The 2634-nt window shown below is 54.8% G+C and carries 5 protein-coding genes; 3 read left to right on the top strand and 2 right to left on the bottom strand.

All coding sequences use genetic code 11. The features are described from left to right. The first annotated feature begins 77 nt into the window (after positions 1–77). The 3 genes from ACXJJW_RS11310 to ACXJJW_RS11320 are packed head-to-tail and all read left to right on the top strand — an operon-like array spanning position 78 to position 1026. Complete coding sequence (locus ACXJJW_RS11310; protein ID WP_456475856.1) at positions 78–392, top strand: alpha-crystallin domain-containing protein; 315 nt, start codon at positions 78–80, stop codon at positions 390–392. 21 nt (positions 393–413) lie between these two features. Further along, positions 414–578, top strand: a complete 165-nt coding sequence (locus tag ACXJJW_RS11315) for an Hsp20 family protein (RefSeq protein WP_456475857.1) — start codon at positions 414–416, stop codon at positions 576–578. 13 nt (positions 579–591) lie between these two features. Next, on the top strand, positions 592–1026 hold the full coding sequence (locus ACXJJW_RS11320) for an Hsp20/alpha crystallin family protein (RefSeq protein WP_456475858.1): 435 nt from the start codon (positions 592–594) through the stop codon (positions 1024–1026). Positions 1027–1029: 3 nt separating this feature from the next. Here the strand turns inward: ACXJJW_RS11320 and ACXJJW_RS11325 are convergent, their stop codons facing one another. Continuing rightward, the gene (locus ACXJJW_RS11325) at positions 1030–1809 is read right to left on the bottom strand and encodes a DUF6775 family putative metallopeptidase (RefSeq protein WP_456475859.1); all 780 of its coding nucleotides are present in this window, start codon (positions 1807–1809) and stop codon (positions 1030–1032) included. Position 1810: 1 nt separating this feature from the next. Beyond that, the gene (locus tag ACXJJW_RS11330) at positions 1811–2590 is read right to left on the bottom strand and encodes a sulfide-dependent adenosine diphosphate thiazole synthase (protein ID WP_456475860.1); all 780 of its coding nucleotides are present in this window, start codon (positions 2588–2590) and stop codon (positions 1811–1813) included. Positions 2591–2634 lie beyond the last annotated feature (44 nt).

The raw sequence follows: 2634 nt of genomic DNA on the forward strand, positions 1-2634 counted from the left end.
GTTACTAAAATTTTTTACAGTGTGAGTGTTGTCACAGGATTATAGTAACAAAAAGTGACTAAAAGGAGGTGATGAGTATGTGGAGGAGAAGGAGAATATTTGACGATTTCTTCCGCGAGCTGGAGGAGATTGACAGACTCTTCGACAGGATGTTCGAATCCATGCGCACATGGCATGGTATCAATCTCGAGGAGCCTCTCTACTGGGGATTCTCTGTACGGGTAGGACCGAGTGGTGTACCCGAGATCCAGACCTTTGGCAATGTGGAGACTGCGCCTACACTCCGCGCAGGCGTTCGCGAACCCTATATTGAGACCATGATTGACGAGAAGAAGCAGGAACTGGTGGTAACCGCGGAGCTTCCCGGTGTAAGAAAGGAGGACATAAGGTGAAACGCCACAGAGAGCGAGGTTGTGATAGAGGCTGAGCGCGATGGCAAGAAGTATCGGAGGGTAGTTGCGCTTGACGCAGAGGTTGACCCTGACACAGCAAAGGCAAGGTACAACAACGGCATACTTGAGATAAAGTTCAAGCTGAAGTCAACTCCCAGAAAGGGTTCCAACATAAAAATTGAGTAAAGGGGGTGGTGGAATGATGCCAGCTGTGTGGGAGGAGATCCGAAGACTTGAGGAAAGGATGAACCAGCTGTTCCGCGAGCTGTGGAGCAGCTTCCCCAGGGAGGAGCGCTTCCCTGCCGAAGGGGTGCGCAGCCCCTTCTGCGACATTCAGGAGACTGAGAAGGAGGTTATCATAACCGCGGAACTTCCCGGTGTAAGAAAGGAGGACATAAGGTTAAACGCCACAGAGCGCGGGGTTGAGATAGAGGCAGAGGTGAAGCACGAGGAGGAAGAGAAGGAAGCTGGCTATCTCCGCAGGGAGAGGCAGTACTCCAGGTTTTACCGCAGCATCGCTCTACCTGCGGAGGTTGACCCCAGCAAGGCAAGGGCAACCTACAAGAATGGCGTGCTTGAGCTTCGCTTGCCCAAGGTACATGCCGAAAAGAAGACCAGCATAAAGGTCGAGTAGATTTTATTTCCTTTTTTCTTTCCACTCTCTGAGCATATCCTCATGGCGCTGGCATAGCTCCGGCTGTGAAAACTGGGCTTCTATGAGCTCTTCCTGCCAGTGGGCATTGTACAGCCTGCACCGCTTATTTTCGCAGAAAGCCTCGCCGAAGAGCTGATAGAATAGCGCCTGCAGAGCATAGCCTTTGAGCACCTCGCCTATGCGCGGGTCATCGTAGTCTATAATTTTTTGCCTGAGCTTCTGCCTGAGCTGAGCCTCGGCAATGGCATCTTCGCCGAGGATACGGCGCTGAAGGTAGTATTCTCGGGGCTTAGCAGGTGCCTCCACTATACCGGTGGCAGAGATTATGGCCGGGTAGCCCAGGATAATTGCGCGGGCGTGATAGCGCCTGTCATCGCTGTCGTAGGTGGCAAGGAGACGGGAGGTTAATACCAGATGCACCTTCTCAAGCCTTACCTCCTCTTCAGGCATGAGGCTGCGCATGTAGCTCTGCAGCGCAAAGCCGTCGTAGAGCACACCACCCATCCTCGCCCTGCCGGTAAGCAGGCGCAGCTCGTATTTAACCTCGCCGTAAAGTGGCTCCTCCCCAGCTATTGGTTTGGAGGGGTCGAAGACGCGCAGGCTGGCGAGCTTTCTCGCCGCCTCTTCCATATCCTCTGCAAACCTCGAGAAGAAACCTTCTCTCAGATGCACATGGGCGCGTCTGAACCTCTCCTCAAGGTAGTGCGCCAGCTCAGATAGCTGCGCTTCACCGCTCAGCTCGTCGTATATGTAAATCTCCATCTTACCCTTCGAGCATCTCCAGCGCCGCCTTCGCCGCCTTCTTACCGGAGAGCAGCATTGCCCCGAAGGTTGGACCCATTCGCGGCAACCCGTATACGGTAGAGACCGCCATGCCCGCGACGATTAATCCGGGATGGGCCTCGCCGGTGTGCTCAACCACCGCATCTTCGCTGCGCTCTACCCACATGGCGCCGTAGCCGCGCACCTTCATGAGCCCGCGCCTCACAAGGGCACTCACCACCTCTGCGTCGTGACCTGTGGCGTCTATGACCACCTTCGCTTGAAGCGACACAGGGTCGACACAGGTTATCTCGCGAGGAAGCGCTGAGATGGGCGTCCAGTTTATCACAACCCCTGCGACGCGGTTGCCCTCGCGCAGCACCACGTCATCAACACGGGTCATGTTGAGAATCTTTGCACCTGCGTCGCAGGCTGCAGCGATGAGCTTTGAGCACGCGTGCGGCCCATCGGTGACATACAAACCTTTGACGTACTCCTGGTAGGGCACGCCTATCTCGTCCAGTACCTCCTCTCCAGGGGAGCGCACAGTAACCTTGTTCATCAGATAACCGCCTATCCAGAAGCCTCCGCCCAGATAGTTGTTCCTCTCGATGATGAGCGTCTTAACCCCTTTTGAGGAGAGCTCCTTGGCAGCCACCAAACCTGCGGGTCCGCCGCCCACAATTATAACATCACTCTCAGCATGCTCGCTGAGCATGCGAGAGAACTCGCCAACTATAGCCTGAGTGACATCCTTCTCTTCCACCTTTTCGAAGAGCATATTACCAACCTCTGTAGCTTTGCATAACCTAACCAGCACAGCAA

It is taken from the genome of Candidatus Pyrohabitans sp. (genome assembly GCF_054014795.1).

Bases quoted from the DNA above. Each gene is read 5' to 3' on its own strand.
- ACXJJW_RS11310 (WP_456475856.1), top strand. From the start codon at position 78: ATGTGGAGGAGAAGGAGAATATTTGACGATTTCTTCCGCGAGCTGGAG.
- ACXJJW_RS11320 (WP_456475858.1), top strand. From the start codon at position 592: ATGATGCCAGCTGTGTGGGAGGAGATCCGAAGACTTGAGGAAAGGATG.
- ACXJJW_RS11325 (WP_456475859.1), bottom strand. From the start codon at position 1,809: ATGGAGATTTACATATACGACGAGCTGAGCGGTGAAGCGCAGCTATCT.
- ACXJJW_RS11330 (WP_456475860.1), bottom strand. From the start codon at position 2,590: ATGCTCTTCGAAAAGGTGGAAGAGAAGGATGTCACTCAGGCTATAGTT.